Below are 1,432 nucleotides of genomic sequence, written 5' to 3' on the forward strand. Positions count from 1 at the left end.
ATAAAACTCTAAAGAAAAACCAACTTAAATAACTATTAATCTGAGACTTAATGATGTTCTTACCTTGCAAAGGTTTCAATAATTGTTTGATACGCTCATCAAGTGCCTCCTGATCTTTTCTAAATGCGTATAAGCCTGCCAGATTAAGCAAAGTATCAATGCCAACTTCTGAATTTTCAATTTTCCCGCTCCATTGGTTATGAACAGGTATTTTGCCATCATTTGATAGTTGCTTCAATTCTAAAGCAGTCAATTCAGGAAAAATATCATGACATCCATATTGATTGAGTAAATTAACAATATCAGACTCATTCGAAGGTAGCTTATCAGCCAATTTAATTGCAACTTCTTTTTCTTGTTCATTAACCTGCCACAAGTGAAATAAATTAAATTGTCGAATTAAGTCATTACTCACATTCGACATACTCGCTATCTTCTGTTCTTTCGCAAGATGCAAATCCTTATTCTGCAAAACATCTTCAATCACATTTGTTGGAATGGTCATTACATCGGTACCAACAAGTGCAGTTAATTGCTTAACTCCCCTAATGCTGGCTGCAATTAATTTTGTATTAGCATACCCTCTTTCACTCACTTTCCGAAGACATTTTTGTGTTTCAAAGTTCACCTTTTCACCAATCCCATCGAGCCTTTTAATACCATTATTTGAAAAATAAGCACCTACTCTTCCTACAAAAACATTTGAGAATGACGGTTTGGCAATCATACTGGCGAGCACATTTTGGCGGGTACTAAAACATAAAGTCATATTAACCGGTATTCCTTCATTATGCAATCGACGAGCTGCAATTAACCCTGCCGCCGTAAATGGCACTTTAATAATAAAATGGCCAGGTGAAAACGCATGAAGGCGTTTACCAATTTGATACGTTCCATTGACATCGTTAGCCAGTTTTGTGTGAACTTCAACACTAACCATACAATTAAAAGTACGTGATAAGCGCAAACCATGAATAACATTAATATAAAATCCTATTTCTGTAACTTTCTCTTCATCAGAAATGACGCCGAGTTGCCGACTAATTAGTTCTACAACCTCATCATATGTGCCTTTTTGAACTTCTGCATTTAAAAGTGTATTATTTGTGGTCAGAGCCGAAAATTCCTCACTCCACAGCTTAGTGGCTTTAGAAATATCACCAGTATCCATCCACAAGTTACTGCCCGATGATAAAAAATGACGCCATATTTTGCCGGATACTGGACGATGCTTTGTAATGTCAAATCTATTGACAATATCGTTTAGAAACTGTGCAGATAATTGATTTTTCATAGCTGAAGGATTGAGTCATATAAAATTAAACTAAGTATTGATGTAATTCAAGAGCATGCACATTTGGAGTTACCCCATAATACAGATGCCTATCTCATGGATTTCTTAGTTAACAAGGGTTTGCAGGGAATGCTAAGT

General features: G+C 35.8%; 1 protein-coding gene. It reads right to left on the reverse strand.

Features of this window, described 5'->3' with window-relative positions:
* On the reverse strand, positions 1-1,294 hold a 1,294-nt coding region (locus tag JIV24_RS22115), incomplete at its 3' end, for a transaldolase family protein (RefSeq protein ID WP_200467261.1).
* Positions 1,295-1,432: the final 138 nt, after the last annotated feature.

Source organism: Carboxylicivirga marina (genome assembly GCF_016612505.1).
GTDB lineage: Bacteria > Bacteroidota > Bacteroidia > Bacteroidales > Marinilabiliaceae > Carboxylicivirga > Carboxylicivirga marina.